Source organism: Microcoleus sp. BROC3 (assembly GCF_036702515.1).
Classification (GTDB): domain Bacteria; phylum Cyanobacteriota; class Cyanobacteriia; order Cyanobacteriales; family Microcoleaceae; genus Microcoleus.
Genome location: NZ_JAUBTQ010000010.1, coordinates 109,146 through 136,097 on the forward strand (window position 1 = coordinate 109,146; position 26,952 = coordinate 136,097).

Annotated in this window: 21 protein-coding genes; 9 read left to right on the top strand and 12 right to left on the bottom strand. The window is 46.0% G+C overall.

The window, feature by feature from the left end; translation table 11 throughout:
- Window positions 1-78: 78 nt before the first annotated feature.
- Complete coding sequence (locus QUB30_RS09035; RefSeq protein ID WP_333332069.1) at window positions 79-1,011, bottom strand: ribonuclease Z; 933 nt, start codon at window positions 1,009-1,011, stop codon at window positions 79-81.
- 270 nt (window positions 1,012-1,281) lie between these two features.
- Here QUB30_RS09035 and QUB30_RS09040 point away from each other — a divergent pair, with 270 nt between their 5' ends.
- Both QUB30_RS09040 and QUB30_RS09045 read left to right on the top strand, forming a co-directional pair.
- Window positions 1,282-2,457 carry a SpoIID/LytB domain-containing protein gene (locus QUB30_RS09040; RefSeq protein ID WP_333332072.1) on the top strand — a complete coding sequence of 392 codons (1,176 nt, stop codon included), beginning with the start codon at window positions 1,282-1,284 and terminating at the stop codon, window positions 2,455-2,457.
- Between the two features lie 206 nt (window positions 2,458-2,663).
- On the top strand, window positions 2,664-2,930 hold the full coding sequence (locus tag QUB30_RS09045; protein ID WP_333332075.1) for a hypothetical protein: 267 nt from the start codon (window positions 2,664-2,666) through the stop codon (window positions 2,928-2,930).
- Window positions 2,931-3,214: 284 nt separating this feature from the next.
- Here the strand turns inward: QUB30_RS09045 and QUB30_RS09050 are convergent, their stop codons facing one another.
- On the bottom strand, window positions 3,215-4,510 hold the full coding sequence (locus tag QUB30_RS09050) for a hypothetical protein (protein WP_333332078.1): 1,296 nt from the start codon (window positions 4,508-4,510) through the stop codon (window positions 3,215-3,217).
- 632 nt (window positions 4,511-5,142) lie between these two features.
- Between QUB30_RS09050 and QUB30_RS09055 the strand changes: the two genes are divergently transcribed.
- The 3 genes from QUB30_RS09055 (at window position 5,143) to QUB30_RS09065 (ending at window position 6,994) form a co-directional block, all read left to right on the top strand.
- Entirely contained in the window at window positions 5,143-5,664 is a 522-nt protein-coding gene (locus tag QUB30_RS09055; RefSeq protein WP_333332081.1) for a photosystem I assembly protein Ycf3, read from the top strand.
- 122 nt (window positions 5,665-5,786) lie between these two features.
- Window positions 5,787-6,068: an Asp-tRNA(Asn)/Glu-tRNA(Gln) amidotransferase subunit GatC gene (gene gatC, locus QUB30_RS09060; protein WP_015174407.1), complete on the top strand. Its 282-nt coding sequence runs from the start codon at window positions 5,787-5,789 to the stop codon at window positions 6,066-6,068.
- Between the two features lie 209 nt (window positions 6,069-6,277).
- Window positions 6,278-6,994, top strand: a complete 717-nt coding sequence (locus tag QUB30_RS09065) for a TrkA family potassium uptake protein (RefSeq protein WP_333332086.1) — start codon at window positions 6,278-6,280, stop codon at window positions 6,992-6,994.
- Here the strand turns inward: QUB30_RS09065 and QUB30_RS09070 are convergent.
- The 3 genes from QUB30_RS09070 to QUB30_RS09080 form a co-directional block, all read right to left on the bottom strand.
- Entirely contained in the window at window positions 6,951-8,582 is a 1,632-nt protein-coding gene (locus QUB30_RS09070) for a sodium:proton antiporter (protein WP_333332089.1), read from the bottom strand. The two genes, QUB30_RS09065 and QUB30_RS09070, sit on opposite strands and share 44 nt — an antisense overlap.
- A 451-nt stretch (window positions 8,583-9,033) precedes the next feature.
- Window positions 9,034-9,561 (bottom strand): hypothetical protein, encoded by a 528-nt coding sequence (locus QUB30_RS09075; protein ID WP_333332092.1) that lies wholly within the window; start codon window positions 9,559-9,561, stop codon window positions 9,034-9,036.
- A gap of 81 nt (window positions 9,562-9,642) precedes the next feature.
- Window positions 9,643-12,357 carry a cation-transporting P-type ATPase gene (locus QUB30_RS09080; RefSeq protein ID WP_333332095.1) on the bottom strand — a complete coding sequence of 905 codons (2,715 nt, stop codon included), beginning with the start codon at window positions 12,355-12,357 and terminating at the stop codon, window positions 9,643-9,645.
- 341 nt (window positions 12,358-12,698) lie between these two features.
- On the opposite strand from QUB30_RS09080, the gene QUB30_RS09085 reads away from it, so the two are divergent.
- Complete coding sequence (locus QUB30_RS09085) at window positions 12,699-13,103, top strand: BON domain-containing protein (protein WP_333332098.1); 405 nt, start codon at window positions 12,699-12,701, stop codon at window positions 13,101-13,103.
- 130 nt (window positions 13,104-13,233) lie between these two features.
- Here the strand turns inward: QUB30_RS09085 and QUB30_RS09090 are convergent, their stop codons facing one another.
- Both QUB30_RS09090 and QUB30_RS09095 read right to left on the bottom strand, forming a co-directional pair.
- Entirely contained in the window at window positions 13,234-13,620 is a 387-nt protein-coding gene (locus QUB30_RS09090) for a hypothetical protein (protein WP_333332101.1), read from the bottom strand.
- Between the two features lie 164 nt (window positions 13,621-13,784).
- Entirely contained in the window at window positions 13,785-14,120 is a 336-nt protein-coding gene (locus QUB30_RS09095) for a YnfA family protein (protein ID WP_333332103.1), read from the bottom strand.
- Between the two features lie 59 nt (window positions 14,121-14,179).
- Here QUB30_RS09095 and rppA point away from each other — a divergent pair, with 59 nt between their 5' ends.
- The 3 genes from rppA to QUB30_RS09110 all read left to right on the top strand — a co-directional run bounded on the left by rppA (window position 14,180) and on the right by QUB30_RS09110 (window position 16,786).
- Window positions 14,180-14,857, top strand: a complete 678-nt coding sequence (gene rppA / locus QUB30_RS09100) for a two-component system response regulator RppA (protein ID WP_333332106.1) — start codon at window positions 14,180-14,182, stop codon at window positions 14,855-14,857.
- A gap of 18 nt (window positions 14,858-14,875) precedes the next feature.
- A complete protein-coding gene (locus QUB30_RS09105; RefSeq protein WP_333332109.1) occupies window positions 14,876-16,156 on the top strand; it encodes a HAMP domain-containing sensor histidine kinase in 1,281 nt (426 codons plus the stop codon).
- A 72-nt stretch (window positions 16,157-16,228) separates the two neighbouring features.
- Entirely contained in the window at window positions 16,229-16,786 is a 558-nt protein-coding gene (locus QUB30_RS09110; RefSeq protein WP_333332112.1) for a DUF3124 domain-containing protein, read from the top strand.
- Between the two features lie 203 nt (window positions 16,787-16,989).
- Here the strand turns inward: QUB30_RS09110 and QUB30_RS09115 are convergent, their stop codons facing one another.
- From QUB30_RS09115 to QUB30_RS09135, 5 genes are all read right to left on the bottom strand, one after another.
- Window positions 16,990-18,270, bottom strand: coding sequence for a glycosyltransferase family 4 protein (locus tag QUB30_RS09115; RefSeq protein ID WP_333332114.1), 1,281 nt, complete (start codon window positions 18,268-18,270; stop codon window positions 16,990-16,992).
- A 91-nt stretch (window positions 18,271-18,361) separates the two neighbouring features.
- Complete coding sequence (locus QUB30_RS09120) at window positions 18,362-19,075, bottom strand: class I SAM-dependent methyltransferase (protein WP_333332117.1); 714 nt, start codon at window positions 19,073-19,075, stop codon at window positions 18,362-18,364.
- Window positions 19,066-20,079, bottom strand: coding sequence for a class I SAM-dependent methyltransferase (locus QUB30_RS09125; protein ID WP_333332120.1), 1,014 nt, complete (start codon window positions 20,077-20,079; stop codon window positions 19,066-19,068). Before QUB30_RS09125 ends, QUB30_RS09120 begins: the two co-directional genes overlap by 10 nt.
- Window positions 20,036-25,387, bottom strand: a complete 5,352-nt coding sequence (locus QUB30_RS09130) for a glycosyltransferase (RefSeq protein WP_333332123.1) — start codon at window positions 25,385-25,387, stop codon at window positions 20,036-20,038. Before QUB30_RS09130 ends, QUB30_RS09125 begins: the two co-directional genes overlap by 44 nt.
- A 42-nt stretch (window positions 25,388-25,429) precedes the next feature.
- Entirely contained in the window at window positions 25,430-26,950 is a 1,521-nt protein-coding gene (locus QUB30_RS09135; protein ID WP_333332126.1) for a methyltransferase, read from the bottom strand.
- Between the last annotated feature and the right edge of the window lie 2 nt (window positions 26,951-26,952).

A 26,952-nucleotide genomic window follows, 5' to 3' on the forward strand; every position in this document is an offset into this window, starting at 1 on the left:
TTGAACGGGCCCTCCTAGCCCGCCCCGATCGCCCTTATGAAAAAAGCTGTCACATCTCACGCCAGATAAACCCTAGTTTTAAACAGGGCGCGGCACTTCGTAAGTCAAAAAGTCATAGGCCATTTTCGTATTCGGAAAAATAGCCTGCGCTTCCTTGAGCAAATCATCCAGGACGATCGCATTCCCCGGAGCGTAACGCGGGCTAAAATGCGTCATAATTAACTGTTTTACCCCAGCCGTCAAAGCCACTTGAGCCGCCATTGTCGAAGTTGAATGCAGGCGATCGAAGGCCATTTGAGCATCTTGATGAGCAAAAGTAGCTTCATGCACCAACAAATCGGCATCCTTCGCCAATTCCACGGCCCCGTCACAAAAAACCGTGTCCGTACAATACACAAACTTGCGCCCGATTTGATCCGGGCCGCAAAAATCAGTACCTTTAAACTGTCGCCCGTCCTCTAACTTTACCGTCTTTCCTTGTTTTAATTGACCGTAAAGTGGCCCGGAAGGAATACCCACAGCCTTAGCTTTTTCTACATCAAAATGTCCCGGACGGTCTTTCTCAGTTACTCGATAACCAAAAGCAGTAACTCGGTGCTTCAAAGGGCCGCAGCTAACAATATATTCGTCATCTTCATAGATGACTCCCTCGTGAATTTTGTGTACCTTAACCGGATAAGAAAAATGAGTTTGAGAATAGCGAACGCCAGCTTGCAAATATTCTTCAAGTCCCGGAGGCCCGTAAAGATCGATGCGCTTGACATTCCCCGCCAAACCGCAGCTAGCCAGCAAACCCATTAAGCCGAAAATATGGTCGCCGTGCAGGTGAGTAATGAAAATGCGGCTTAGTTGGCTGACTTTGAGATCGCTGCGGAGAAACTGGTGCTGAGTTCCTTCGCCGCAGTCAAACAGCCAGAGTTCCGCTCGCTGGGGCAAGCGGAGGGCGATGCTGGAAACGTTGCGCGATCGCGTGGGGACGCCGGAGCTAGTTCCGAGAAATGTAATCTGCAAGAGTCAAATCACCTCAATTAAGTCTTTAAAAATATGTTACATATATCCAGAGTGCGGCAAATCCGACATACAGGAAATAGTCGCAGCCAGGAACCGGGATAAATCGCTGTTCCTGCGAACATCTAGTTGCTAAAATCATTTTCGACAACGGCACAGAGTGCCAAACCCAATTCTAACGTTTTCTTTCTTTCGTTCCTCTTCCTTTTTCCCGAACCCCAGCTTCCCCTTAAAACTTGTCAAACATATACAGCATAAAAGGAAAATTTTCAAATGCAGTCAGGAGTATTTTTTGCTTCCGTTCTTTCGACATTAAAAAAACGCTACTTTTGGATTTCGCTATTGTTTTGGCTGGTAATGGTAGCCCCAGCCCAGGCAGCGCTGATCTTGCGAGTAGCCGTACAAGACGGGGCAAGTCAGTTAAAAGTCGGCAGTTCTACCAAAGCTGCAATCCGCGACGGTAGCGGGCGCAATTTGGGCGAACTGCCGGCAAACAGTTCTCAGTCAGCTCAATTTCGATCGGGAACAGTGGCAATTGGTCGCTGGGCGGCCAACCAAGTTTGGATCGAGCCGACGGGGAACGGTTATGTTTGGATTGGCGATCGCTGGTATCGGGGACGCACGCTTCTAGTTCCCGAAAAAGGAGGCTTGACTGCCGTCAACTACGTCGATATCGAACAATATCTCTACAGTGTTCTCGGTGCCGAAATGAGTGGCAATTGGCCTATTGAAGCTTTGAAAGCCCAAGCTGTCGCCGCCCGTTCCTACGCTATCCACCAGCGCCTCAAAAGCGAAACCGAGCTTTACGACGTGGACAATACTCAGTCTTCGCAGGTTTACAAAGGACTGCAAACAGAATCTTCTGGCACTTATTCCGCAGTCGATGCAACCGCAGGTCAAGTTCTTGCCTACAACGGTCAGATTATTTTAGCCGTTTTCCACTCTGCGTCTGGGGGACATACTGAAAATGTCGAGGATGTTTGGACGGAACCCCTGCCTTACCTGCGTGCTGTTCCTGACTTCGACCAAGGAGCGCCCGTTTACCAGTGGAAAGAAAATTTTTCCCGGGCTCAAATCAGCAGCAAGATTTCTGGCGTGGGCAATGTGATCTCGATGAAGCCAGAACGCACTACCGCTTACGGCAGCGTTTTGAGGATGAAAGTAATCGGAGATGGAGGTTCTAGGGTCATGAGTGGCGCAGATTTACGCCGGGTTCTAAATTTGAGGAGTACCCGCTTTACTGTGATTCCTCAGTACGGGGGCAGTGCGATCGCAAGGAACAGGGGCCAAGCTCCTACCGGTTTTCAAGTTGCTGGCAAAGGTTTCGGTCACGCTGTGGGAATGAGTCAGTGGGGGGCCTACAATTTGGCCAGGCAGGGATACGGCTACCAGCAGATTTTGTTGCACTATTACCGGGGTACTGCTTTGGCTAGAATTGCAGTGCAGTAACTGCTGGGAATGGGCAAGAAAGAAAGAATCAGGAATCAGGAATAAGCAATAAGGAAGAAGGGGGAAGGGGGAAGGAAGAAGAGAAAAACAGCTATTCTTGTACCCGTGACTTCCGTGTCGTGAATACAGGGAATTGGGGATTGGGAATTGGGAATTGGGCATGACTAATGACTAATGACTGATGACTAACTACATTAAGGATTGCTATGCAAAAGTGGGAGTATTTATTTGTCGATGCGAATATGTATCCTTTTGGAAACAAGCTGATTAGTTTATATGTAAACGGTGAAGAACAGCGAGATTGGAAACAAGGCTCGCTACATCTATTTGTCAATCAGTTGGGGGAGGATGGGTGGGAACTTGTGACTCTGAGCCACGACTCGAAGTACGACCAAAATAGTTTAATTTTTAAACGCCCTAAGGTTGTTAAAAAAACCAGGAATACGAAAGAGTCTCACGCGCCAAAAATTTGACTGTTATATCCTGTCCCAGCGATCGACTCCCATCAAACAGGTTTGCAGTCAGGAGTAAAGTTCTCAGAAAATTATGAGAATTTCAGTCCTCACTACAAACGTTCGTCGGAGTTAAGATTTACGATCGCCACTTACGCAGAAACCGGGTTTTAGAGACAAAAATACTTCGTTCCAGCCCTTAGCTCCGGTCAAAAAAACCGATTTTTTGGGTCTTGATGAGTCCAGGAGTGACGATTTTAGATTGTGGCTCAAAACTGCTAAATCTAAAATCTCAAATCTCAAATCTAAAATCGGTCGATCCTCCGCTGCCATTCGGCATCTATTTTTGCTGACTGTTCTAGTTCTTGTTGGGTTAATTCGGTTTCTGTTGTATAAGCTAAGTCTTCTCCAGTCAGAACGTTCTCTGCTGCAAATTCCCGAGCGTAGGCAAGTTTTTGGAGCAAGTTGGCATCGGGTTCGTTTAATAACATAGCTCGCTGCTGACGCTCTTGATTGCGGGCTTCTATCCGGCTATTTTTCCACTGAATCCAGAAGTAGCGAATTAAAGGAATTGCGAGAAATCCGACGCCGTAAATCAGGAGCATTGGATAAATAGCGCTGACGAAACCGATAAATCCACCGGCGATCGCACTTTTAGCTAATAAGTTTCCTAAAACTAACGCACCGACCAGATTGACGGCTCCTAACCCTGCTGCGAGCATGATTTGTCCTGAACTGGCGTTGCTGAAACGCCACATAATTTCTCGCAAATAAGCTGCTACTGGTTCAGAATTTCTCTCGGTGGCTGTGGTTTGCAATTGCGGGAAATGGTAGACTATTTGCCCTTCGGGACTGACTTCGGGCCGGCCGTCAAAACGGGCGAGAGCCGGTAGCATATATTCTTCGTATTCTCGGGTGTATCCTTGTCCGAGATTGTCGAGATACGGGGCAATTTGTTCGGCGGCGACTGCGCCTCGATTGTTGCGAATTGCAGTGGCAATATCGCTCCATTTACGCTCTTCTAGATTTTTATTCGGATTGCCATCTCCAAATAGAAATGAGAAAACTGCTTCCAGAAAACTCATCTCGGGTTTTTGGTCAGTTAAGCGCGATCGCTGCTGGTAGTAAGGTTCGTCATGGTTCCAGTAAAATATCCAGAGTAAGTCGTTCCAGAAGTAGGGAAAAAAGAAAAAACCACCGCCTCTGTCGCTGCCGCCACTCTCTCCTCCCCCGTCATTGTCGCTGCTGCTGGAGAGTAAAAGCGTGATCGCAACAAAAATTAAGAGGATAGAAGCTACCAGCACTATGCCAAAAGATATCCGAATCAGGTAAAATAAAACTCGCCAGATTTTTTGCCACCATTCCTGCAACTGCAAGCGCAAGAATTTGTTTCGCAAAATATCTCGAAAGTTTTTGGGAAATAGGTAGGCAATGTCGCCGGATTCTGCTACTTGCAGGTTGCCGCCTGCTTCGGAGGCGAGGGTTAACAGTTCTCGTTGGGCAAAATTGACATCTAATCCAGCTTTTGCCGCCACGTCTCCAACCGTAACGCGGTAGCCAAGTTGTTCGACGGCTTGCATAATGGTGGGATTCGGAGCCATAGGTTTCTCTCTGTGAAAATTACCCGGTTATTTTTATTATATATTGCGGGAATTCGAGCTGGTTTTGGTGTCCGGCTTTCTGATTTTTTTTTTGCTGCCCTTGACTTTGGGGCAAAATATTGCTAGTGTTTTGCCGAATAACTTTTAAGTGTTGGCTAAACCCGGAGAGCTTAATAAAACTTTGCGATCGAATTTCTCCTCGGCATTTGCTTTTGCTGGTTTGCCAAAAGGGCAACAGCGGGGGATTGTGAGTAAAGTTAGTAGGGTGCGGTGCGCGATCGTCCCCCGTTGGCGTTAGCGAAGCGAGCCGAAGGAAAGCCCTCGAACAGGATCGCCCCTGCACTCTAAAGCAGAACTTTTCCCTTCGGCGCGGGTTTTTGTAAGTTTTGTGTAGAGTGCCAGAGATATGTTAAAGAAATCTAGTTTTTTTGCAAGTCTTGCAAGACTTATATAAAATAGATAGAGCTTGCGCGGGTGTTAAACCCAAGGGCGTCTTTTAAGGTTCGCACTTGCGATCGAGTATGCTTTTTAGCGCCCTCAACACAACTGCAAACTAAAACAGTTGCGCAATTATTAATAGGAAAACTTTACAGGCTAATTTTTCTGATTAGCCGCTAACCAAAGAATCGCATATGCCCAGAACTCAACGCAACGATAACTTTATTGACAAAAGTTTCACGGTAATGGCTGATATCATCCTGAAGATGATGCCGGCGAAAAAGCAGGCGAAGGAAGCTTTTGCTTATTACCGGGATGGTATGTCAGCTCAAGCAGATGGCGAATATGCTGAAGCGCTCGACAATTATCATGAAGCGCTGAAGTTGGAGGAAGATCCTTACGATCGCAGTTATGTTTTGTACAATATGGGGCTGATCCATACTAGCAACGGCGAACACGATAAAGCTTTGGAGTATTACAGCGAGGCCCTGGAACTCAATCCTAGAATGCCGCAAGCGCTGAATAATATTGCTGTGATTTATCACTATCAAGGCGAAAAGGAAAAGGAAGCGGGCAATATAGAAGGGGCGGAAGGGCTGTTTGATAAAGCAGCGGATTATTGGAAAGAGGCTATTCGTTTGGCCCCGAACAATTACATTGAGGTGCAAAATTGGCTGAAGACGACAGGCCGATCGCAGATTGATGTATATTTTTAACTATGATGGGAATGGGGAATGGGGCATTAGTTATTGGTTATATGTTTGTTGTTTGTTATTGTTTCTAATAACCAATTCCCCATTCCCCATTCCCCATTCCCCATCCCCCATTCCCGATTTTTATGATTGACAGAGAAGAAGTTCGGAAAGTAGCGAATTTAGCGAGATTGGAATTAACGCCGGAAGAAGAAGAGCAGTTTACTGGTCAACTCAACGGTATTTTGGATTATTTCGAGCAGTTGAGCGAACTAGATACGAGTAAGGTGCAGCCGACAACGCGGGCGATCGATGTTAGTAATGTGATGCGATCGGACGATTTGCAACCTTTTCCTAAGCGAGAAAGTATTTTGGAGGGATCTCCCGATCGCGATGGGGAGTTTTTTAAAGTGCCTAAGATTATGTAGGGTTCTCGCTAGGCACCTAACTAAGGAACATCCCTTGAGGGGCGGGCTAGCAATGCCTACCCCAAAAGCTGATTAAATTAACTGTCGAACAGGTAATAAGTAAGCCCGGTAGAAGCCACCTCACAAGCCGATTAAACTGATAGAAAGTCAACACAATCTCACTCACAGCGATCGATCTTTAAAGTTCATTTTTGGGGTGACAAATAGTCATGTACATATTAATTGGTGGAGCAGGAATGATGGGGCTGGGTTTAGCCCAGCAGCTATTAAAACTCGGTCATACGGTTGCAATCATCGATGCCGACCCGCTTGCGTGTCGCTTTGCTCGTGAAAAAATCGGAGTGATGGCATTTGAAGGCAGTGCGGTGAGTACAACGGTTCTTCTGGAAGCGGGAATTAAACAAGCAAACGCAGTCGTTGCAGCACTCAGCGATGATGCACTGAATTTAGCGCTGATCACCCTATCCAGGAGCTATGGCATTTCCCATATTGTGGTGCGAATGCGCGATCGCGAATTCCTGGAAGCCTATCGACTTGCCGGAGCCAGTCACATCATCAGCACTATTGATTTGGCAGTTGCATCAATGGCGAATGCGATTGAATACCCCCAAATCGAGTCGATGATGCACTTTGAACACGGGCAAGTCGAGGTACTAAAGCTGCCAGTTCCAGGCGATTGCAAGGTGGCAGGTCACACCGTTGCTCAAATTGCTCAAGACCCCCGCTTTCCCACAGGTTCGCTGATTATTGGTTATCAATGCCATGCCTGCGCCAATCTGGAGATTCCGAACGGCAATACTGTTCTTGAATCAGGCTCTACCATCCTAGTCGTTACTCGTCCAGAGCTAGTTCACCAGATGATTGATTACCTCGGCATTCGCGCTAGTCATCTGCCAACCTTAGAAGTTTCTCATCCAAATCTTTGATGTAAGGCTCAACCAGATCCTCTGGAACAATTCGCTTGCGGAGGGCATCGCTAACTGCTCCTTTTTCTGCTAGAAGCAATCGCCGTCGAATCGTATCTAACCCGCTGCGATCGCCCTGTACTTGCCCGGCCCGATGTTTATTGTAGAGATCGCGCAGCACTCGCTCAGAGTGTGCTACCCGTGCTTGATATGATGCCCACAACTCTTCGTAAACTGCCTTCGGTAACACGCCAGATTTCAGCAAACTATCTAGCTCATCTTGAGCCGCTTTGGAAGCGATCAACTGAATCTGTAACTGCCCAGCTTCCTGCATTACATCAGAAACACGGCTAATTTTTAGTCGTTTTACAATCCACGGTAAACTTAATCCCTGTCCGACCAGGGAAAATAAAACTGCACCGAACACCAGGGCAATGATGTTATCCCGTCCTGGTAGGGTCAAGGGAATCGCAACAGCTAAGGCCATTGAGAGAGACCCTTTAATATTCCCTAAAACCAAAATGTGCTGCCAGCGTAGGGGAATGGGGCGATCGAACCAACGCAGCCCCGCTAATAACAAATAGACCGAGAGAATCCGTCCCAGTTGATAAGCCAGAATGACGAATAAAATGGATGGCAAAATTCTCCACAGCGTCAGCGGGTTAATTTCAATTCCAATCAGCAGGAAAATAAACGTATTGACGCCAAAACCAGCGTATTCCCAGAAACTCAGCAAGGTAATCCGATCCGAGGCAGACGAACTGCGAGGCAGCCCAAGGTTGCCAAAAACAAGTCCGGCGATGACCACCGCCACCGCGCCCGATACGCCTAAAAATTGTCCGATTTGGAATGTTCCCAATGCGAGAGCGACGGTTAGCAAAAGGCTACTCAACGGATCGTTTAAGCGAACAAATATCGGCACGCTCAAGTAACCTAAAACACCCCCGACCAGTGCCCCACCTAAGGCAACCACGAGCAGTTCCTTCACGCCTTGTATAGCGGTGAGAGAGCCTGTCGCATAAATGACCAAAACCAAATTAAATGAAATTAGAGCAGCCGCATCGTTAAACAGAGTTTCTCCCTCAACAATGGTGGACAATCGAGAAGGCACGCGGATCTCTTTAAAAACCGCGATCATCGAGACTGTATCAGTGTTTGCCAGAATGACTCCGATCAGCAACGCAGGAATCCAGTCTAGCCCCAGCCCAAATTTAACCAGAACAGCGATAATTCCTGAAGAAAAGATAGAGCCTGGACCCGCCAGCAGGGCGATCGGCTTAAAGGTGCTGCGGAGACGGCTGATATCAGTATTGATCGAGGCTTCAAAAATCAGAATTGGTAGGAAAAGATTTAATACTAAAGAGGGGTCTAAACCAATTCGACGCGACAAGACCTCCGTAATGGGCAGACCTGCTAATACTAAGCCCGTCACATAGGGAATTCGCAACCGTTGGGTTACGAGTGCCACAACAGTTGCAATCAGCAGCAGAATGATCAAGATGATGACCAATTCAGGAATGACTCCTGCCGTTTGGCTATTTGTAGCAGGATTGCTGCCCAAGGGAGGTGCTTGCGCTACAATCGACTCGATCACCGATACTCCTGTCATAAACTCGTTTTCCTCAAAGAAATTGACAGATTAACTACGGTTTTAGTCTACAGGAAACGGTTCACTCTGTTGTAGGCGTAACTGCAATTTATGTGGTGTATTTGGATGAATGCCGGTGAAGCTGAAACAGGATTTCTGGGTTGGTTGGGCGATCGGATCGTTTTTAGAGTGCAATTTTTTTGGTAGATCTGGATGATTTCCCAACCCTTACAGGATGCTAATTGCTCTTAATCGTGCGGGTTTTTAATATTTTTTTAACTGTCTCTTCTGAAGCATTGCCCCCCCGATCGCGCTTGCCGAATCGGCGGGTACTGGAAGTTGTCGATCCGTATGTCAGGAGTAGGAGAGCGATCGCCCAAAATCATCGACCGTCAAATTTTTGAGTGGTTTTGGACATTCTGATTCGCGGTACTAAATTCCTCGCAGGTAATCGTCCTCTCTGACCTTGAATTTAGGTAGCATCACAGACACGCCACGTCAGAATCTCCCAACGTTTAAGGACAGGTTCAGCAATCACGATCTCATTTTCTATTGCCTCTATGACGAGCAAATAATCTCCCTGGTTAAATCTGTCATTGTACATTCTTGCTTGTTCTTCTGGCACCAACCATCCTTGAAGTGCGCCATATAGACCGCCAGCAGTTGCAGCAATCCCACTTCCAAAGAAAGTTGCTAAAATGCTTTCCACCGCTACTGCCTGACCAATACCGGGAATTAGCAGGCTGCTGAGTCCAACAATTAAGGCTAGTGCACCTAGTCGTATGCTGCCTAAGATCGCGCCTACTTGTGCGCCTGCTGCTCTTGTCATTAAAATTTGCTGCACGCCCAGAGAGTCCAAATCATCATTGTCAGAAGGTTTAGCAATCACTGAAATCTTGTGCATGGGGAAGCCCCTGCTTTTTAGCTCAACTAGCGCCTGCTTTACGTTTCGATGATTAGTAAATAAGCCGCTAGCACGTTTGAGATTTTGGTAAGTCATGAGAAATATTCAATATTCAACGCTACAAAATTGGTAAATAGTGTGTAAAGTCGCTTGCAATGGTTGCATCACAAAAAAGACTTAGTTCAGAGGTGCAAAACGCTTTAGCAAAGCTGACAAAAGAATCATTGGAAGTCCGAATCCGATACAAATTAAGCCTTGGATTAGGTTCAAAGCTTCTGTGTCGAATAACTGATTCATAATGCCCAATTGGCTAAACAGGAATTGGAGAATGAAAATAGCCCCAATGCCGATCGCTACCGCGTAGCCAACGGATTCATCTTTACCGCGCAGTTTGGCGGCGATCGCCGGAACGAAGCGACTGATACTTAACAGGTAAAAAGCTTCTGCCGCAACCAATGCTTGAATTGCCATCGTCCGGGCTAGAGCTTCATTGCCTGTGGTTTGGACGATCCATTCAAACATCCCAAAGATTGCAATCCAGTTAAATACCGAAACTGTCAGAATCCGAGCGGTCAGCCTGCGAGACAGAAGCGGTTCATTAGCAGGTCGAGGCGGCTGTTGCATGACATCGGGAGAGGGCGGCTCAAATGCCAACGGTAAGCTCAACGCAACTGAACTGACCATATTCAGCCAGAGAATTTGTACTGGCAAAATGGGTAGCGGGGTTGCCAAAAGTACGGCAATCAAGATGGTCATGGACTCTCCACCATTCACGGGCAGGATGAAGGCGATCGCCCGCAGCAGATTCTTATAAACCGTGCGCCCTTCCTCAACTGCTTTCTCGATCGAAGCAAAGTTGTCATCCGTCAGAATCATATCTGCGGCTTCTTTTGTCACTTCAGTGCCCGTGATGCCCATCGCTACCCCAATATCAGCTTGCTTCAGGGCGGGAGCATCATTAACCCCATCTCCAGTCATCGCCACAATCTCGCCCTTAGACTGAAGTGCTTCGACAATGCGCAGCTTTTGTTCTGGCGCGACACGAGCAAACACGCAGCTTTGTTCGACAGCATTGGCTAATTGCTGCTGATTCAGTTGAGCGAGTTCTTGACCGGTAAAAACGGGAGCATCTTGGGTTTGATTTAGTCCCATTTGGTGCGCGATCGCTGCTGCTGTTTTGGCATGGTCGCCGGTAATCATCTTGACCTGAATTCCCGCAGACCGACAGGCTTGAATCGCTTGAATCGCTTCGGGGCGAGGCGGGTCGATCATGCCTTGCAGACCCAGAAAAGTTAACCCTTGCTCAATATCAGAATGCTCTATTGAAGATTGAGAAGCGGGTACAACTTTCTTGGCAAGTGCCAGAACTCGTAACCCTTTTTTTGCCATCCTCTCCACGGTTTGCTCGATCGGCGCTGGGTTGATGGCGATCGCCTCTCCCTCTTCATCGAGCATCAGGCGACAGCGCTTGAGAATTGCCTCAATTGAACCCTTGACATAAATCAACCGTTGTGGGCGATCGTCATGTAAGGTTGCCATGTATTGAAACTGAGATTCAAACGGCAGTGTATCGAGTCGGCAAAGCGCTTCCTCCAGTTTCTCAGCAATTAACCCCGCTTTTTGGGCTACCGCAACCAGCGCCCCTTCCGTTGGACTACCGATCGCCGTCCAGTTCCCGTCTTGCACGTCTAGATAAGAATCGTTGCACAACAATCCTGCTTGCAGGCATTCATATAAAGCAGGTGCGTTCGCCAGGTCAACGGAGTGTCCGTTTACAGAAATTTTCCCGTCTGGTGCATATCCTCCACCGCTAACCCGATATCGCTTTCCACCGGCATCGATCTCTTGAACAGTCATTTGATTCTCTGTCAAGGTTCCGGTTTTGTCGGAACAAATCACCGTGGTGCTGCCCAGCGTCTCAATTGCCGGAAGTTTGCGAATAATGGCGTGTTGGTTTGCCATCCGGGAAACCCCGATCGCCAGTGTCACCGTTAAAATCGCGGGTAAGCCTTCAGGAATTGCGCTGACGGCAAGCGCCACAGATGCCTTGAACACCTCAACCCAAGAAAATCTCTGGGCAATGCCTGCTGCAAAGGTGAAGGCAGCCAAACCTAAAATGACGTACAGCAAGGTTTTGCTAAATTTGTCAATTTTGCGACTCAGCGGGGTTTCTAACGTGGTGCTTTGCTGCATCAGTTGGGAAATGTGTCCGGTCTCGGTCATCTCGCCAATGCTGACCACCAGTCCGCGTCCCTGTCCAAACGTTACCAGGCTTCCGGTATACGCCATGTTCGTGCGATCGGCCAGTGCAGCGTCTGCCTCTAGCGCCTGGGATTCCTTCTCAACCGGGACAGATTCTCCCGTTAAGGCTGACTCATCGACCTGTAAGTCACGGACTTCGATCAGTCGCAGATCCGCAGACACTTTATCCCCAGAAGACAGCAAGACGAGATCGCCAGGAACCAGTTCGCTGGATGAAACCACTTGCTTTTGACCGTGGCGCAGAATCGTTGCCTCAGTTGCAACAGATTTTGCTAAAGCGGCGATCGCATTTTCTGCCTTTGATTCTTGAACGAAACCAATGGTGGCGTTCGTCAGAGCCACCCCAAAAATTACCCCTGAATCAATCCACTCTTTCAGAAATGCTGTTACTATGCCAGAGGCTAATAAAATGTAGATTAGCGGCTGATTCAGTTGCTGAAAAAATCGCAACCAGGCACTTTGCTGCTTCTGAGCCGTTAGTTGATTGGGGCCGAGGATCTCGCGCCGCTCTGCTGCCACATCGGAAGATAGCCCTATTTCCAGGTCACTCTCTAAAAGCCGAGCCACTTTCTCGACAGAGATGTCATGCCAAGAGTGTTCTACTAATTTTTCTACATTCGTTGCAGTCATAACGCTTCTTGTCAAGCCAAGTGCTTGTCTGTTGTTTCGTCTTGTTTCTAGCGTCATTGATGAATGTGAGCAAAAAATGATCGACTGATTTCTGTTACTCACATTTCGATCACATTTGCTCCGTCTACTTAGGCAGAGAACGGATTGAGATAGCTTGTGAACTTGCCAACCTTAGTTCACTGCATTTGATTGAGTGTTTCCTTTTAATAGGGTTATAAAAAGCATTACTTTTGATGGATGAACGATTGTACATTCACTTGTTAAGTTGAGATGATGAAAAACTTCATGCTGAGGTTTATCGGCAAAATTGCGTTTCAAAACAAACAAAACAGACAAAGAATATGCAATTATTAAAGCTCTTGGTGCAAGGAATCAGCGTCAGCACTGTTGCAATTTTGGGTTTAGGTGCTTGCACTCCCCCCAATACTTCACAGACAACTGTTCCATCTACTTCTGCTCCCACAATTGCCACTGAAAATACGAATGCTCCAACCGCTTCTGCGCCTGCAACCACGACCGCACAGACGGCTGAAAATCAAAACATTGACGATATTGCCGATCGCGTAGAAGATGCCTTGGACTCGGATACCACCCTCAAGCAATTCGATTTGGACGCAGACGATCGAGCTAATGCGATTGTGTTAACCGGGCGCGTTCAAACGGCCGAACAAAAAGCATTGGCAGAACAAATCGCTCGGCAAGTTGCAGCGAATGTTTCCATCACTAACGAAATCGTCACTCAGTAGTTCCTAACAGTGAAGTGGCAAGCGCCAAAGGCTCTTGCCACTTAACAAAACTGCGCGATCGCAGCCAGGAAACCTATGGATTTGGCAACCTTATTTGACTGGATGCGATCGCAATATTGAAACAATAAACTTATTCAACGAGCTCGTAACGGACTAACTGGCGAACATTTTGACGTGATAACTGCAGTTCTTGCGCGATCGCTGCCTCTATCTGGGTTGCGTCAGTCATTGGCAATTCTAATTCCAATCGCTTCAAAATGGGTTCTGCTGTTTCTACCGCAACCTGGGTTGTTCCTTGTTTTCGGTTAATCACCGCGTTGATGAGCAATATATTGACAGAAACCGTTGCTTTAAGCTGGGTATCTGCCTGAAGTTTATTCTTTGCGATCTGGGGTTGTTGTAATTCTTGAGCCATTAGGAAACTCGAACCAACCCAAAACGCGATCGCCACAAACGGCAATGGCAACCAAAACTCTGCGCCTGATGCTTTTAGCCAACGTTTAGTAACCTGCCACATACATTTTTTACCCCACCCCAACCCTCCCCGAACCCGCGGGGAGGGAGTAAGAAATTCACAAATGATTTAGGATTGCTATATTTGCACTTTAGTGGAGCGATCGCTCTGCTGAAATCATACTCAAGGCCGATGCCTCAAATGTTTCAGTTCCATAATCATACCGCTCAGCGATGTGGGCTCAACAAAATTACAGCAGTTCCAATCAGGGAAATTGTAACACCAAGCAAGTCCCACTTATCTGGCTTAACTCCTTCAATGAGCCACAACCAAACCAGAGATCCAAGAATGTAAATACCTCCATAGGCAGCATATACTCTTCCAGCATTTGAAGCATTGACTTGAGTTAAAGCAAGCGCAAAACAGATTAAAGCTAAAATGCCTGGAACAATCCATAAAATGCTCTTTTCAAGTCTCACCCAGGCCCAGAAAGCGTAACATCCAGAGATTTCTCCTAGAGCCGCAAATAGAAAAAAAGCAAGTGTTGGCATTTTTAGATTCATGCTTAAAATAGGTAAATTCCATCAGCATATAAATGTTATAAGCCCAATTAAAGAAATATATGAGAATCCTACTTGTGGAGGACGACCCAAAGCAACTGATGCCGCTTCAAACAGTGCTGTCTCAGGCAGGACATAGCGTAGATGGGGTAAAAGATGGAGAGACGGCGCAGTGGCTGTTATCAGAAAAAGATTATGATTTGTTGATTCTGGACTGGATGTTGCCACATATCAGTGGGGTAAATCTCTGTCGTCAATATCGATCTGCAGGGAAAACAGCGCCGATTTTGATGATCACGGCAAGAGACACCACGCCTGAAAAAGTGACCGGGTTGGACGCAGGCGCAGATGACTACCTGGTGAAACCCATCGATTTGCTGGAATTCATGGCACGAGTGCGGGCATTAAGACGGCGATCGCCCCTTTGGCAAGGAGATACGCTCAGCCTTGAGGATCTGCACCTCCACCTGGATACTCTTACCGTTGAGCGACAAGGTGCAACCGTTTCCCTCTCGTGTCGCGAGTTTCAGTTGTTAGAGTATTTTATGCGTCATCCCCGGCAAGTTTTGACTCGGAATCAGATTGAACAAGGCGTGTGGGAATGGGGGACTGAACCTGAGAGCAATGCGATCGCAGTTCTAGTTCGCAAACTCCGCCAACGCTTGCAGGCTGTAGGAGCAGCAGATTGGATTGATAGCATTTACGGTATGGGTTATCGCCTGACTTCCCCTGAAAAGTAACGATCGTAAAGGCAAGCCGTGTTCAATCAAAGTCGTCGCAATCTGGCTCGTTGGTTCACCCTCTCAATGGGAAGCATTCTCGTGCTGTTTGCGGGGGTGATTTACCAGATTGAGGTAAAAGATAAACTAGAGGCGCTTGACCGACTGCTCTATGACAAAACTAGAGTCATGGCTGCCAGCGTGTATTATGAAGTTCGCCAAAACCAGAACCGGGTCGATCTGAGTCATGTCCCCTTGTTAGGCAGTGGGTCTCATCCCGTTGCAGAAGATCTGATTTATGTGCGCTGGTTTAACGCACAAAGGCGGCTCGTTCGTTTTTTTGGGACTCCTTCCCCAGAGCAGTTAAATACGTCCTTTGGTTATCTCACTGTTCGATCGACTGACCCACTTTTGGGAAAAGGGATCTGGCTGCGTCAGGTGACATTACCAGTCGAAGGCAGAACCGGGGTGCTTGGCTATCTTCAGGTTGCAACTCCCCTGACAGAAACTCAAAACAGGCTCACTGAGCTTCAGATTGTGCTAACTCTCGCTGTCCCGCTAACACTGGGCTTAATTGCCCTCACAGGTTGGTTTCTCAGTGGGCTGGCCATGCAACCGATTCGGCAAGCCTATCAGCAGCTTCAACGGTTCACAGCCGATGCTTCCCATGAGTTGCGATCGCCCCTCTCTGCCATCCTCACCAATGCCCAGCTTGGGTTAATGATTGCGATTGATGACTCGCGCTACCACCCCCCCTTGGAAAACATTGTAGACAGTGCGAAATCAATGGGACTGCTGGTAAATAATTTGCTGCTGTTAGCTCGTCATCAAGGACGGCTTGTGCCTGAATCGCTCAAGTTACTCAATCTCAACGATCTGCTGAGCAATTTAGCAACCGAGTTCGCTCCGCTTGCACAATCTCAGAACCTCAAACTAACCTACAAACCCTCTGAGCAACGGAGCGAATTGTGGGCTGACCCTGATTTGCTACGGCAGGTAGTCGAAAACTTGCTCAACAATGCCTGTAAATACACGCCTGCTGGAGGAATGGTACAATTACGCTTAATTTCCCATCCAGGCTGGGCAATCATTCAGGTACTCGACACGGGCATCGGCATTCCAGAATCCGACTTGCCCTATATTTTCGATCGCTTCTATCGGGTGGACACTGAGCGATCGCTCGATAGTGGTGGATTTGGACTGGGGTTAGCGATCGCCCAACAAATTGTCCAGGCCCACGGTGGAAAAATTCATGTGACGAGTGAAGTGGGCAAAGGCTCAACGTTTCAGATTGAACTGCCGCTCAAACCTTATCACTAAGCCGCCTCAAACGAGAGAGAAGGTGCACTCTGCTGTAGGCGTAACTGCAATGTATGTGGTGTATTTGGATGGATGTCGATGGAGCTGAAACAGCATTTCTGGGCTTATTGGGCGATCGCCGCGATCGTCATTACCTCTTGTTCTGAGCAAACTACCTCACAAAGGCAACAACTTGATACAAAACGTGAAACCTCACTGAGATCGGTCACGTTAGATAAAACAAAAGTTGTGATGGGACAAACCGTATATGTCCCTATTTACTCACATATTTATCACTACAATAGCCAGGATCAAGTCATGAATTTGTCAGCCACCCTCAGTATCCGCAATACGGATCTGACAACTTCGATTATTATTACTTCGGTGCGTTACTACGATACTGATGGGAAATTGATTAGGCAGGACATTAAGAGTCCAGTAGAACTCAAGCCGCTTGCTTCCACAGACTTTTTCATTGCAGCAGATGATACAAGTGGAGGCTCAGGTGCAAACTTCATTGTGGAGTGGGTTGCCCAGAAAACGGTTTATGAGCCTGTCATTGAAGCTGTCATGATTAGTACCTCTTCTTCTCAGGGCATTTCCTTTGTCAGTCCCGCTAAAGTTCTCAAGCAACACAGGATGCAGAAGTGATTTGAGAGGATTAAATTATTTGTCTAGAAGGTAGCTGGCGACTAGCCTATAAGGGATGGACGGACTGCTGTCAAAATATTTAATTTGGCAACTACAACGTCGAGATATTCCGATGTTTATAGTCTAGTTGGTGGGTTTTCCTGTGCGGTGTAGTCGCACAGGAGGGCTTGTGACAGGGGCTTGAGTCCTGACCAACTTGATTGTTAACTTCTTACTGCAAAAGAGGCTGCTAATTCCCGTTCTGGTTCCATACCAACTGTGGGCGGCATGGAACGATTTGCTACCTGCTCGATCAGTTGTAAATGTTGCGGCAGCATTTTAGCTAAACTATATCGTTCTAATGCTGTTTGACGGGCCTTGACGCGAATTTCTGCCATGCGGGTAGGATGGTCTAAAACTTCATCAATGCGATCGGCTACTTGTTTGGGCGAGAAGTAATCGACTAGCAAACCGTTTTCTCCGTCGCGGATAACTTCTCTGACCGGCCCTGTGTCGGAACCTATTACTAAACATCCCGTTGATAGAGATTCAATCATTGACCAAGATAGTACAAAAGGTCTGGTCAAATAAACGTGTACGTCGGATGCTTGAATTACTTTTAAATACAATCCATAAGGTAGCGGCCCGACAAAGTGAACTCGCGACAAATCTAGCGGTACTTTTTTGAGCATATAGTCTTTGTAAGACTCGCCGTTGGGTAAAGAACGACCGTAACAAACTCTTTCTGAACCGACGATTACGACGTGACAGTTGGGGCGGCGTTCTTGTACATAGGCGATCGACTCAATGAATTCAGGAAAACCCCGATAAGGTTCCATTCCCCGCGATACGTAGGTGACAATTTCATCAACGCCGGACAAGTCTAAGTTAGGCAAAACCAGTTTAGCACCGGGGTTTGGTTTGAAGTAATCGGTATCTACGCCGTCGTGGAGGACGGACAATTTCTTTTGTAATTCTGGCGGGAATTGCGATCGCTGCCAATAAGTGGGCGACAAACCCCAATCGCAAGAATATAAATCGATCAGAATCGGCGCATTTTTGATTCTAATTCTTGCCATGTCGTCAACTGTTAAAGGTTCCGCAGGATCGAAATCTGCGTCGGAACCAATCGCATGATAAAACCACTCGAAATAACACAAAAGAGGCGTATTGGGAAAGGCTTCTTTGACAAACAATGTCGGTCCCCAACCTGAATGTCCGCAGATAATATCGGGGACAAAACCATCTGCTTTGAGTTGTTCTGCCATTCTAAATACGGCTTGTCCGTAGATGACGGCACTTTCTAAAGGGCGGACGTATTGGTGAGTCTGGGCGTGGGGTTCGCGGCTGGGTGTAAATGCTGCTTTGCGAACGCCGGGAATGTTCCATTCGGGACGCTCGTTTTTAGTGCCGAAAACAATTTGATTTTTGGGATCTTCGCCTAAAGCCGTGATAATGTGGCGGTATTGGGCGGGGAAGTTGGGATGGAGAAATAATGCTTTCATTGACTGTTGTCTGTTGACTGTTGACTGTTGACTGTTGACTGTTGTTAGTTGGAATAAAATATTTTGATTCGGCTAAAAAGCTTTGGTTTTATTAATTGGGGGTTGGTGCTTTGCAGATCCAGACGCAATCTCGCGGTACTGAAGATGTATTTTTCAGGATGATTTGATAGTTTAAATGGTTGAGAAATTTTTCCATAATTGTATCAGTCATAACTGAAAATGCTGTGCCGTCTCTGTGCCCTAGCAAGTTTTTGTCCCACTCGCTGGCGAATTTTTGCCACCCTAATTCGCTGAAAATATTTGTGTGGTGAAACACGCAAATTCGATCGCCTCGCAGCAGTTTTGGAATTCGAGTCAGGTAGTTGAATATATCTACAGGCTCTACGTGTACCATTGTATCGTAACAAAAGCAGACATCGGCTGAACCAGGAGCTATGCCGTCTAATGTTAAGCCGTCGAGTTTGACGTAAGAAACGCGATCGTCTCCCAAGCGCGATCGTGCCGCTTGCAGCATTTGACTGGAAATGTCGGCACAAATTAGTCGATCGCAATATTTCAGCAGCAGCGAACCTGTTTTTCCGCCGCCAATACCAATTTCTAAAACCCTATGTTCTTTTTGGATATACGGTGCAATAAATTGCTGTTCTATCAGCGCTTCGTATTCGGCTAAGGAGTTGGCGGCACCGGCAGCTTTACCTATCCATTCGTCGCCCAAATAAGCGAGTTCAGGATTATTATCTTTCCATTCTTGGGCGTAGCTGTCCCAAGCCCCTTCGTAGTCTATTTTAGGCGGTATTATTTCCATTGTTTTTTTTTAGGTCTCAGAATACACAAACAAAAGTCGCTTGATAGTCCTCCCGGCTGCTCCATTAAGATTGTTTCAATCTCAAGCAATAACTTTATTATTGTTTCACTCTTGGGTTCTCCGTCTGAAAGTTGATCGTGAGCTAAGAAAGGGTAAAGTTCGTGAAGCAACCCTCCACCGGCTGGATTCAAGACTTCCACATCAAAGTAGAATTCTAAAAACGGAAGTATCAGCTTTGACCGGACTGCTTCTGAAGGGTCTCTCGTAAATACTTTCTCAATACTTGGACTCGAAAATTTTTTAGTTGTTCCCGACCTTAGCGTGTAGTGAAAACATTTGTAAATGCGATTAATCAAATCCACTTGAGCTTGATTATATATATTGTAGCAATCTCCTATGTATTCATTGACAATAAAATATCCATCTGGTTTTAAACATTTCCGAACTATTGATAAACATCGTTCTAGTTCTCTGACGTGATGCAGCGAACCTGAGCAAAAAACTATATCGTATTTTTTACTATCATCAATACTAAATAAATTAAAATCATCTTGATAAAAATTAATATTTACTCCTGCGGCGGCGGCATCTTTTCTAGCAATTTCTAAAGATTTTTCGGAAAAGTCAAAGGCATCAATTTGACTGACGAATCCTAATTTAGCCATCAAAATTTCGTGATTCCCCACACCACAACCAATAGACAAAAGGTTATCAAACCGTCGCTTTTTGAAAAAATTATTGATTAACCAGGTTAGCCAGTAACCTTGAGTCTTACCACCTGACAGCCGATGGTTTATAGCTTTTTCAATAATCGGATTAGACAACCAGTAACCCTGCTTCCCAATGGCGGCTGTTGGGTTAGTCTCCCAGTAAATTTTAGCTGTTAATTCATTTGAGGTGTTCTCTTCCCCGATCCTCGAAATTTTACGCCATACTTTCTTACCATTAAATCTTGAACGATTACTTTTTAGGAGTAAAATAAGCTTCTCTAAAAATTTGACCATAAGCTTCAGTCATTTCTGCAAAAGTATTCAACGACTCTAACACATATTTAGCATTTTCTGCTAATCGCTGACGCAAAGATTTATCCTCCAATAAAGTAGTCAATGATGCTGCTAATTCCTCCGGACGATCTGGCGTATAAAACAAACCATTAATTCCAGACCGCACTTGTTCTTTTATCCCAAAAACAGGCGTTGTAATAATTGGCAAATCGCAGGCCATCGCCTCCAAAATCACTCTCGGAAAACTTTCTACGCGAGAAGTGCAAACAAAAATATCAGCAGCTTTGTAATATTTTCCCGTCTCCCCAGTTTCCGGGACTACTGTCACCCTTTGCCGCAACTCTTTCGGCAATTCCCCCACCAACTCGGCTAATTTATTGCTGTAAATACTCGGGCGATCGCCCACAATGAAACACCTAATTTTATTGTGCCATTTGTCAGGCAAAAGTGAAAGTGCTTTAACTAAATCCTGCTGGCCTTTGCGTTCGCATACCGTTCCCAGCAGCAAAATTACCACATCTTCCGCTGTAACACCTAAAGTTTTTCTAGCTAATTCAGAGTTCTCCGAATTTTCCAGTTTGCTCAAATCTAAGCCGTTGTGAATCACTGTAAAATTGTGGTGGCTGTTGAGAGGCAAATACCTATCCCGCGTTGCATCTGCCACAAAAATTACCTTGTAAGGAAAGCGAAAACACTCTAAAGCTTTCGCCGCAATCTCCGAACCAAATCTGTTAAAATAAGTTTGCCAAGGTTCGCTTTCGTGCACGTTCCACACCACAGGAATTCCGATTAGCCGCGCCGCATCAACTACAAAAAAGTTTTCTAAAGTATTTGCATAAATTGCATCTACTTTTAAACTTGCAATTTCTGTGCTAAAACTGCGGATGGCTTCATCATAAGCATCGCGCTGGTAGATGTGTTCGAGAGGATTGTCGCGCACAATTACTTCAATTCCCTGCTGTTCGTAAGCTTGACGCAGGGGCCCGTCTGTTACGCAAAGTACGATCGGCTCGATCGCACCCTCAGCCGCCAATTTCACCGCGATTTCGTACTGATGCAGCGGCGCACCCGTGAAATCCAGCGAATTGCTGCACATCAAAACTCTGATAGGGTTTACAAAATTATTTACTGATATCAAAGAACCAAAATTACCACATTTTAGTTCTTCCTTCTTCTTTTCATCCGTTACATCCGTTACAGAATCCGTTGCCGAACTTCCTTCTTCCTTCATAAAAACCCGTCGAGGTTGAATATGAAAATACTCATCTTCTAAAGACAAGTGCGGACTGTAAAAACTGTCATTTTTGCCCGCATACTTACGCCTAAAAGCCGCCACTTCTTGAGGGTTGTCGGTAAAACCCCTAGAAGTTCCCTCTTTGTGCAACAATTCCGCATCGGGACAATATACGCACCGATAACCCCGTTCTAACAGTCGGTATCCGTAATCTGCATCATTGTAAGCAACAGCAAAATTTTCCTCATCAAAACCGCCCAATTCTAAGAACAATTGACGCGGAGTAATCGTGCAAGCGGCTGTTACCGCAGAATAATTTCGCGTTACCATCGCTTGAGAAAGATAGCCTCGATTATCCTTGTTCATCAGCTTAAAAGCGTGACCCGCCAAACCGTGATGCAGCCCGTGAATTATGCCCGCGTGCTGAATTCTGCCGTCGGGATATAAAAGCCTCGCGCCAACTGCACCCACGCCCGCGATTTGAGCGTATCCCACCATTTGACTCAGCCAGCGCGGGTTAATTACTTCAGTATCGTTGTTCAAAAACAATACATATTCGCTGTCAACTTGTTCGGCAGCGCGGTTGTTAATTGCTGCAAAACTAAACTTGCCGTCAGGATTTTTTATCTGCAAAACTTGGCAAGTTAATTCCTTTAAATATTCTAGAGTTTTCGGATCGTCGCTTTCGTTGTCTATGACGGCAACTTGATAATTTTTATATGTTGTAGTTTCTAGAGAGTCTAGACAGGCTTTCAGCAACTTGAGCTGATTTTTAGTAGGAATAATTACCGTTACTGACGGGCCGTTATCCGGGAAATCCTGGGCAAATATGCCCAAATTTTCTTTAATCGCCCATGCGTGCTGAGCGACATTGCCGTTAATTTTTCGGCGGTTTAGTGCGTCTTGAATAGCTTTTTGACCTGCGGCAAAACTGGCCGGTTTCGCAGCCCCAGATATGGCTGTAGAACCGGGTGCTGTTCGCCAGTGATACAGCACTAGCGGCAGGTGCGCGACGTGGCGAGAAATTTCGGTTGCTCTCAAGGCAAAATCGTAATCTTGCGAGCCTTCAAAACCCAGCCGCAAACCGCCTATTTGTTCAAAAATGTGTTTTCTCACGGCGCACAAATGACCGAGATACATATAGGAAAGCAGCAGTTCCGGCGACCATTCCGGTTTGAATTGCGGGGCGAAGCGGCGACCTTTGGTGTCGATTTTGTCGTCGTCTGAGTAGAGAAAATCGGTGGCCGGATGCGCGGCAAAATATAGGGCGACTTCGCCTAATGCGTCGGGAGTTAGTTCGTCGTCGTTGTCTAAAAACAGGATGATGTCGCCTGTTGCTAGGGCGGCGGCGCTGTTGGTTGCTGCGCTGATGTTGCCGTTTTCTCTACGAAATGTGATGCGGATACGATCGTCCTTTTGAACCCAGTTTTTCAAAGTGTCAGCCACAGTAAAATCGGTGCTGCAATCGTCGGCAATGCAGAGTTCCCAGTTTGGATAAACTTGATCGATCACGCTGTAGATCGCACTTTCTAAAAAATCTATCTGCGGGTTGTAAACTGGCATTATTACCGAAATTTTTGGCAGCGGTTCCCGCCAGGATTTTAACCGAGAAATCAAGTAATCGCGCGCGCGATCGTTCCACTGATTCACCTCCAGCCAAGCGTCATACCTATCAATGGGTTGAGGCACCACAAAACCCGCAGGTGGCAGTAAATCTCCCGGCGCACTAAACTGTTTTTGCTGCCGGTAAATCTTCCCCAACTGGCGGAGCACTTTCACAATTTCCCAGGGCAGGGGCAAAATTCTACCAAGACGCTGTTTTCTTTCCTTCGCCCGCTGCTGAATTGCGGCTGTAAACCTTGATAACTCCTCAAACTTATCTGCACTTCGCTGCCAGATATGGTAGCGCCGCACTGTCAATATTTTAGGCGCTTGAAAAGACAAAATTTCCCCGGTTTCTAACTCAGCTTGCAGAGAAACGTGCCATTCCCCTGGCGGCAAATCGACAAGGGCCTCAAAACCACTTTCCGAACTGTTAACCCAGTCGGGAAACACTTCGCCGACATCTTTTCGCCGTAAACCGTAGGCGCATTCTACAGAATTCTCGCCGCACAACAAGCTTAATTTAGCAATTTTGCGATCGTGGTGGCAGCACCAACCTGCAAACAAAATTTGACCCTGACGCTGTTCCCAAACCACCGGTACATCTAACGATGCTTGAATCGTTGAAACTAACAACGGATAAGCTGCCAACAAATGCCATTTACCTCGATCATCTTGCGCTTCCAGTAGCACTTCGTGCCGTCCGGCAGGCGCTTCCAATTGAATTGTAAAACCTGATTTCTTCGCAGCCGGAATATTAGAGTGTGGTAGCGCTATATCACTTCTATCTATGCCGTAAACGCCTGCAAAACTCTGGTCTTTAATTCTGGCGCGGACTGCTGCAATCTCTCTTTTTTGGTTAAAAACCCAGCCCACAATTAGCAGGTTAGAATCACAAACTTGCCAAGTAGTGGGTCGATCTAACGAAAAAATAAATTTAGGGAACAAGTCGCGGATTTTGCGCTGAACTTCCCACAACTTTCCTCTCACTTGCCACCCTATTGAAGACTTGATTAGAGCAAGTTCTGCCCGAAAATTTTCATTTTCTTGGCGGGAGTGTTCTAATTTTTCCTGAGTATCCTTTAATCTTTCCTGATTTTGACTTTGTGCTGTTTCTAACTGAAGTAACTCAGCTAACTTTTGCTGCAATATAAATTCATTCTCTTCAAATTGTACCTGAGTTTGCCCTAATTCTGCTTCTAATTCTAATACTTTCGCTAAAGCTGTTTGAAATTGTGATTCTTTGCCGGCAAGCTGTACCTGAGTTTGTCCTAATTCTGTTTCTAACCCCAGGAGTTTCGCTAACGCTTCTTGAAATTGCGATTCTTTGCCGGCAAGCTGGACCTGAGTTTGCCCTAATTCTGCTTCTAATTTTAAGACTTTTGTTAAAGCTTCTTGAAATTGCGATTCTTTGCCGGCAAGCTGTACCTGAGTTTGTCCTAATTCTGTTTCTAATTTTAAGACTTTTGTTAAAGCTTCTTGAAAATTTGATTCTTTGCCTGCAAGCTGTACTTGAGTTGCTCCTAATTCTGTCTCTAATCCCAACACTTTCGCCTGTGCCTGGTGAAATTGTTCTTGCCACTGTTTAAGTTCGGAAGAGCTCGTTTTTTGCTGTTTTTCCAGCAAGCGGATTTTTAGCCAATCTTCAAATGGCCAGACTGGAGATGCGGGGAAATTAATAACTCGATCGATCGCACCTTTCGATTCGCTGCTCAGATTGCCAGCTTGGGTTTCCAAAAGTTCATATAGTTCTAATGCTTCTGGAAAATATTTTTCTATTAAAGTTGGTCTGTGACTGTTAACAATATCGTTGACTAATAAAGATTCTTCAAAATTATCGGCAGGTATCGCACCTAAGTTAACATTAAATTTTTCGTTGACTCGATCGAGGAAAAGTTCAGGAGTGTTGCCGATGGGATAAACGTTGGCTAGGAGACAGCGATGGGGGAAACGTTCGTAAAGTTCTAAAACTTTTTGATTGTAGTGAATCCACATTTTTACTGCCATTTCAGGATTTTGCAGCAAGCTGACATCGGTTCCCCGGCGGTAAAGGGAATCGACTACTTCCCAGGGCGATCGATAAACACAGATAAAATTAGCTTCGGGGAGTAAAGTCAGCCAAAAATCCCAAAAAAGGGCTGTTCGCGGGTCTTTCCAACCCCAATGTTTGTGAGTTTGTTGATTTTGGTCGATCGCCCTTTTGGCGATTTCCGCGTATTCTGCTGCTACCGGAATCGTTTTTTCCAACGTACATCCGAGTTCATCAATACCGTGCGATCGCAAAACACTTTTGTGAAACTCCACAAAATCAACATTCTCGAAATGACCTTTCACATTTCCGTCGGCCGGGCCCACTAACTTTTTGCCAATATCAACCCCGACTTTCTGAAACAAAGAAGCTGTTAAAGACGTACCGGAACGGTGCATTCCGGTAACAATAAAAACCGACGGTTTGCTGTCATTTGTACTCACAATTTCTCTCCCTCGCCCTAATTCTCACACCAAATTTACTCGCTACTCTCCCGCTAAGCCCAGCTTTCGCCTGACTTTAAACCACGTGGCTCTCAGCTTCCAAAACTTGCTGGTTTCCATTGCCAAAACCCGACACTTCGCTTGCTCTAGTTCTTGCTTGAGATTAATTAGCTGATTTTGTGTTTTCTCCAACTGCGTTTGCACAGATACTAACTGATTTTGAGTTTGCTCCAATTGCATTTGAGCTGAAACTAATTGATTTTGAGTTTCTTGCAAATTTGTTTGAGATTCTTCCAACTTTGTGTGAGTAATCATTAACTTGCTTTGATTTTGCTCCTCTTCTATCCTAGCCGATGCTAACTGAGTCTCAAGTAATTTGATTTTTGTCTGAGTAGATCCCAATAAAGACTGCGATTGTCTTTGGTTAATTAGCGATTTAACAGTGCAAGTTTCCAAAATCCCTTCCCAACCATAGTTATTGATTGTTTTGACTGTTAACACATCCTCCAGCCCTACAGTGTTTTTTGGTAAATAACAGCTCCAACCAGACTGCAAAGCCACATCAGTTTCAAAATATCCAGCTACATCCGGGCGATCGTAAAAAGGCTCGCACCTCTGTACAACCTCGCCATTTACCAGCACTTGCAGATCCTCAATGCGACCGTCAAGGTTCACATCCGCCGCCCATCCTTCCAGATACAAATTCTCCTTGTTCGTAAAAGCAGCGACATCAATATATCCTTCCGGGTGGTGATTGAATTTCAACTCCGAAAAATCTCTAACGAGCTCATTTGTGACAACATACAAATCCTGAAACCTGCATATGCCTTTTTTAATCCGGTGAACAAAAGCTTTGCCTCCGCTAACTCGATCGACACTTTCTCTCACAAACTTTTCAGTTACATAAGTTGTGCCGTATTCCTCCTTGTCTAAAGACAGACTTTCGCTGTTGGCGCTGAACAAAATACCGTTAGCAGGCATTTCTATATCAGGAGCCCGCAAACACTCATCGTGAACGCTGAACATCAAAATGCCGTTAGGAGTCAACAAATCGTACAAGTTTTGCAACCAACTTGTAAAAGTTCTTTCCGGCATGTGGCTGAAAAAAGAATTAGCCAGAATGCAGTCAAACTTGCGGTCAATTAAATAATTTTCTGGTTTTCCCGTTGAGACAATACCGTTGACGCCCAAGTATTCAGTTTGAAACTTAACCGCGTTAGCATAAATATCAGAAACCCAAATTCGTTCCGGCGGTATTTCCTGAATCAAAAACCGGGTAAATCGACCGTAACCGCAGGCAAAATCTAGAAAAGAGGGTACATTTTCAAAACTGCCAAAATGCCATTCCACAACTTGTTTAACCGTATCCAAGATGCGACGCCCGATCGAATAGTAGCGCACCAAAGCCCGATCGCGATCGTCTTTGACGTTGTTCAAGCTGAACAAATACATTTCATCGTCTTCGCAGATATTCAGTTTAAATTTTTCGGGAAACTTAGCTCGCTCTTGAATAAATGCTTTGATTACAGGATTTTCAACTAAATCTAAATTGATATCGCTCATTG

Coding starts and splice junctions, on each gene's coding strand:
- QUB30_RS09090 (WP_333332101.1), bottom strand. CDS start 13,620: ATGTGGCAGGTTACTAAACGTTGGCTAAAAGCATCAGGCGCAGAGTTT.
- QUB30_RS09085 (WP_333332098.1), top strand. CDS start 12,699: ATGCAATTATTAAAGCTCTTGGTGCAAGGAATCAGCGTCAGCACTGTT.
- QUB30_RS09055 (WP_333332081.1), top strand. CDS start 5,143: ATGCCCAGAACTCAACGCAACGATAACTTTATTGACAAAAGTTTCACG.
- gatC (WP_015174407.1), top strand. CDS start 5,787: ATGATTGACAGAGAAGAAGTTCGGAAAGTAGCGAATTTAGCGAGATTG.
- QUB30_RS09050 (WP_333332078.1), bottom strand. CDS start 4,510: ATGGCTCCGAATCCCACCATTATGCAAGCCGTCGAACAACTTGGCTAC.
- rppA (WP_333332106.1), top strand. CDS start 14,180: ATGAGAATCCTACTTGTGGAGGACGACCCAAAGCAACTGATGCCGCTT.
- QUB30_RS09065 (WP_333332086.1), top strand. CDS start 6,278: ATGTACATATTAATTGGTGGAGCAGGAATGATGGGGCTGGGTTTAGCC.
- QUB30_RS09110 (WP_333332112.1), top strand. CDS start 16,229: ATGTCGATGGAGCTGAAACAGCATTTCTGGGCTTATTGGGCGATCGCC.
- QUB30_RS09120 (WP_333332117.1), bottom strand. CDS start 19,075: ATGGAAATAATACCGCCTAAAATAGACTACGAAGGGGCTTGGGACAGC.
- QUB30_RS09095 (WP_333332103.1), bottom strand. CDS start 14,120: ATGAATCTAAAAATGCCAACACTTGCTTTTTTTCTATTTGCGGCTCTA.
- QUB30_RS09115 (WP_333332114.1), bottom strand. CDS start 18,270: ATGAAAGCATTATTTCTCCATCCCAACTTCCCCGCCCAATACCGCCAC.
- QUB30_RS09075 (WP_333332092.1), bottom strand. CDS start 9,561: ATGACTTACCAAAATCTCAAACGTGCTAGCGGCTTATTTACTAATCAT.
- QUB30_RS09125 (WP_333332120.1), bottom strand. CDS start 20,079: ATGGTCAAATTTTTAGAGAAGCTTATTTTACTCCTAAAAAGTAATCGT.
- QUB30_RS09135 (WP_333332126.1), bottom strand. CDS start 26,950: ATGAGCGATATCAATTTAGATTTAGTTGAAAATCCTGTAATCAAAGCA.
- QUB30_RS09080 (WP_333332095.1), bottom strand. CDS start 12,357: ATGACTGCAACGAATGTAGAAAAATTAGTAGAACACTCTTGGCATGAC.
- QUB30_RS09040 (WP_333332072.1), top strand. CDS start 1,282: ATGCAGTCAGGAGTATTTTTTGCTTCCGTTCTTTCGACATTAAAAAAA.
- QUB30_RS09045 (WP_333332075.1), top strand. CDS start 2,664: ATGCAAAAGTGGGAGTATTTATTTGTCGATGCGAATATGTATCCTTTT.
- QUB30_RS09070 (WP_333332089.1), bottom strand. CDS start 8,582: ATGACAGGAGTATCGGTGATCGAGTCGATTGTAGCGCAAGCACCTCCC.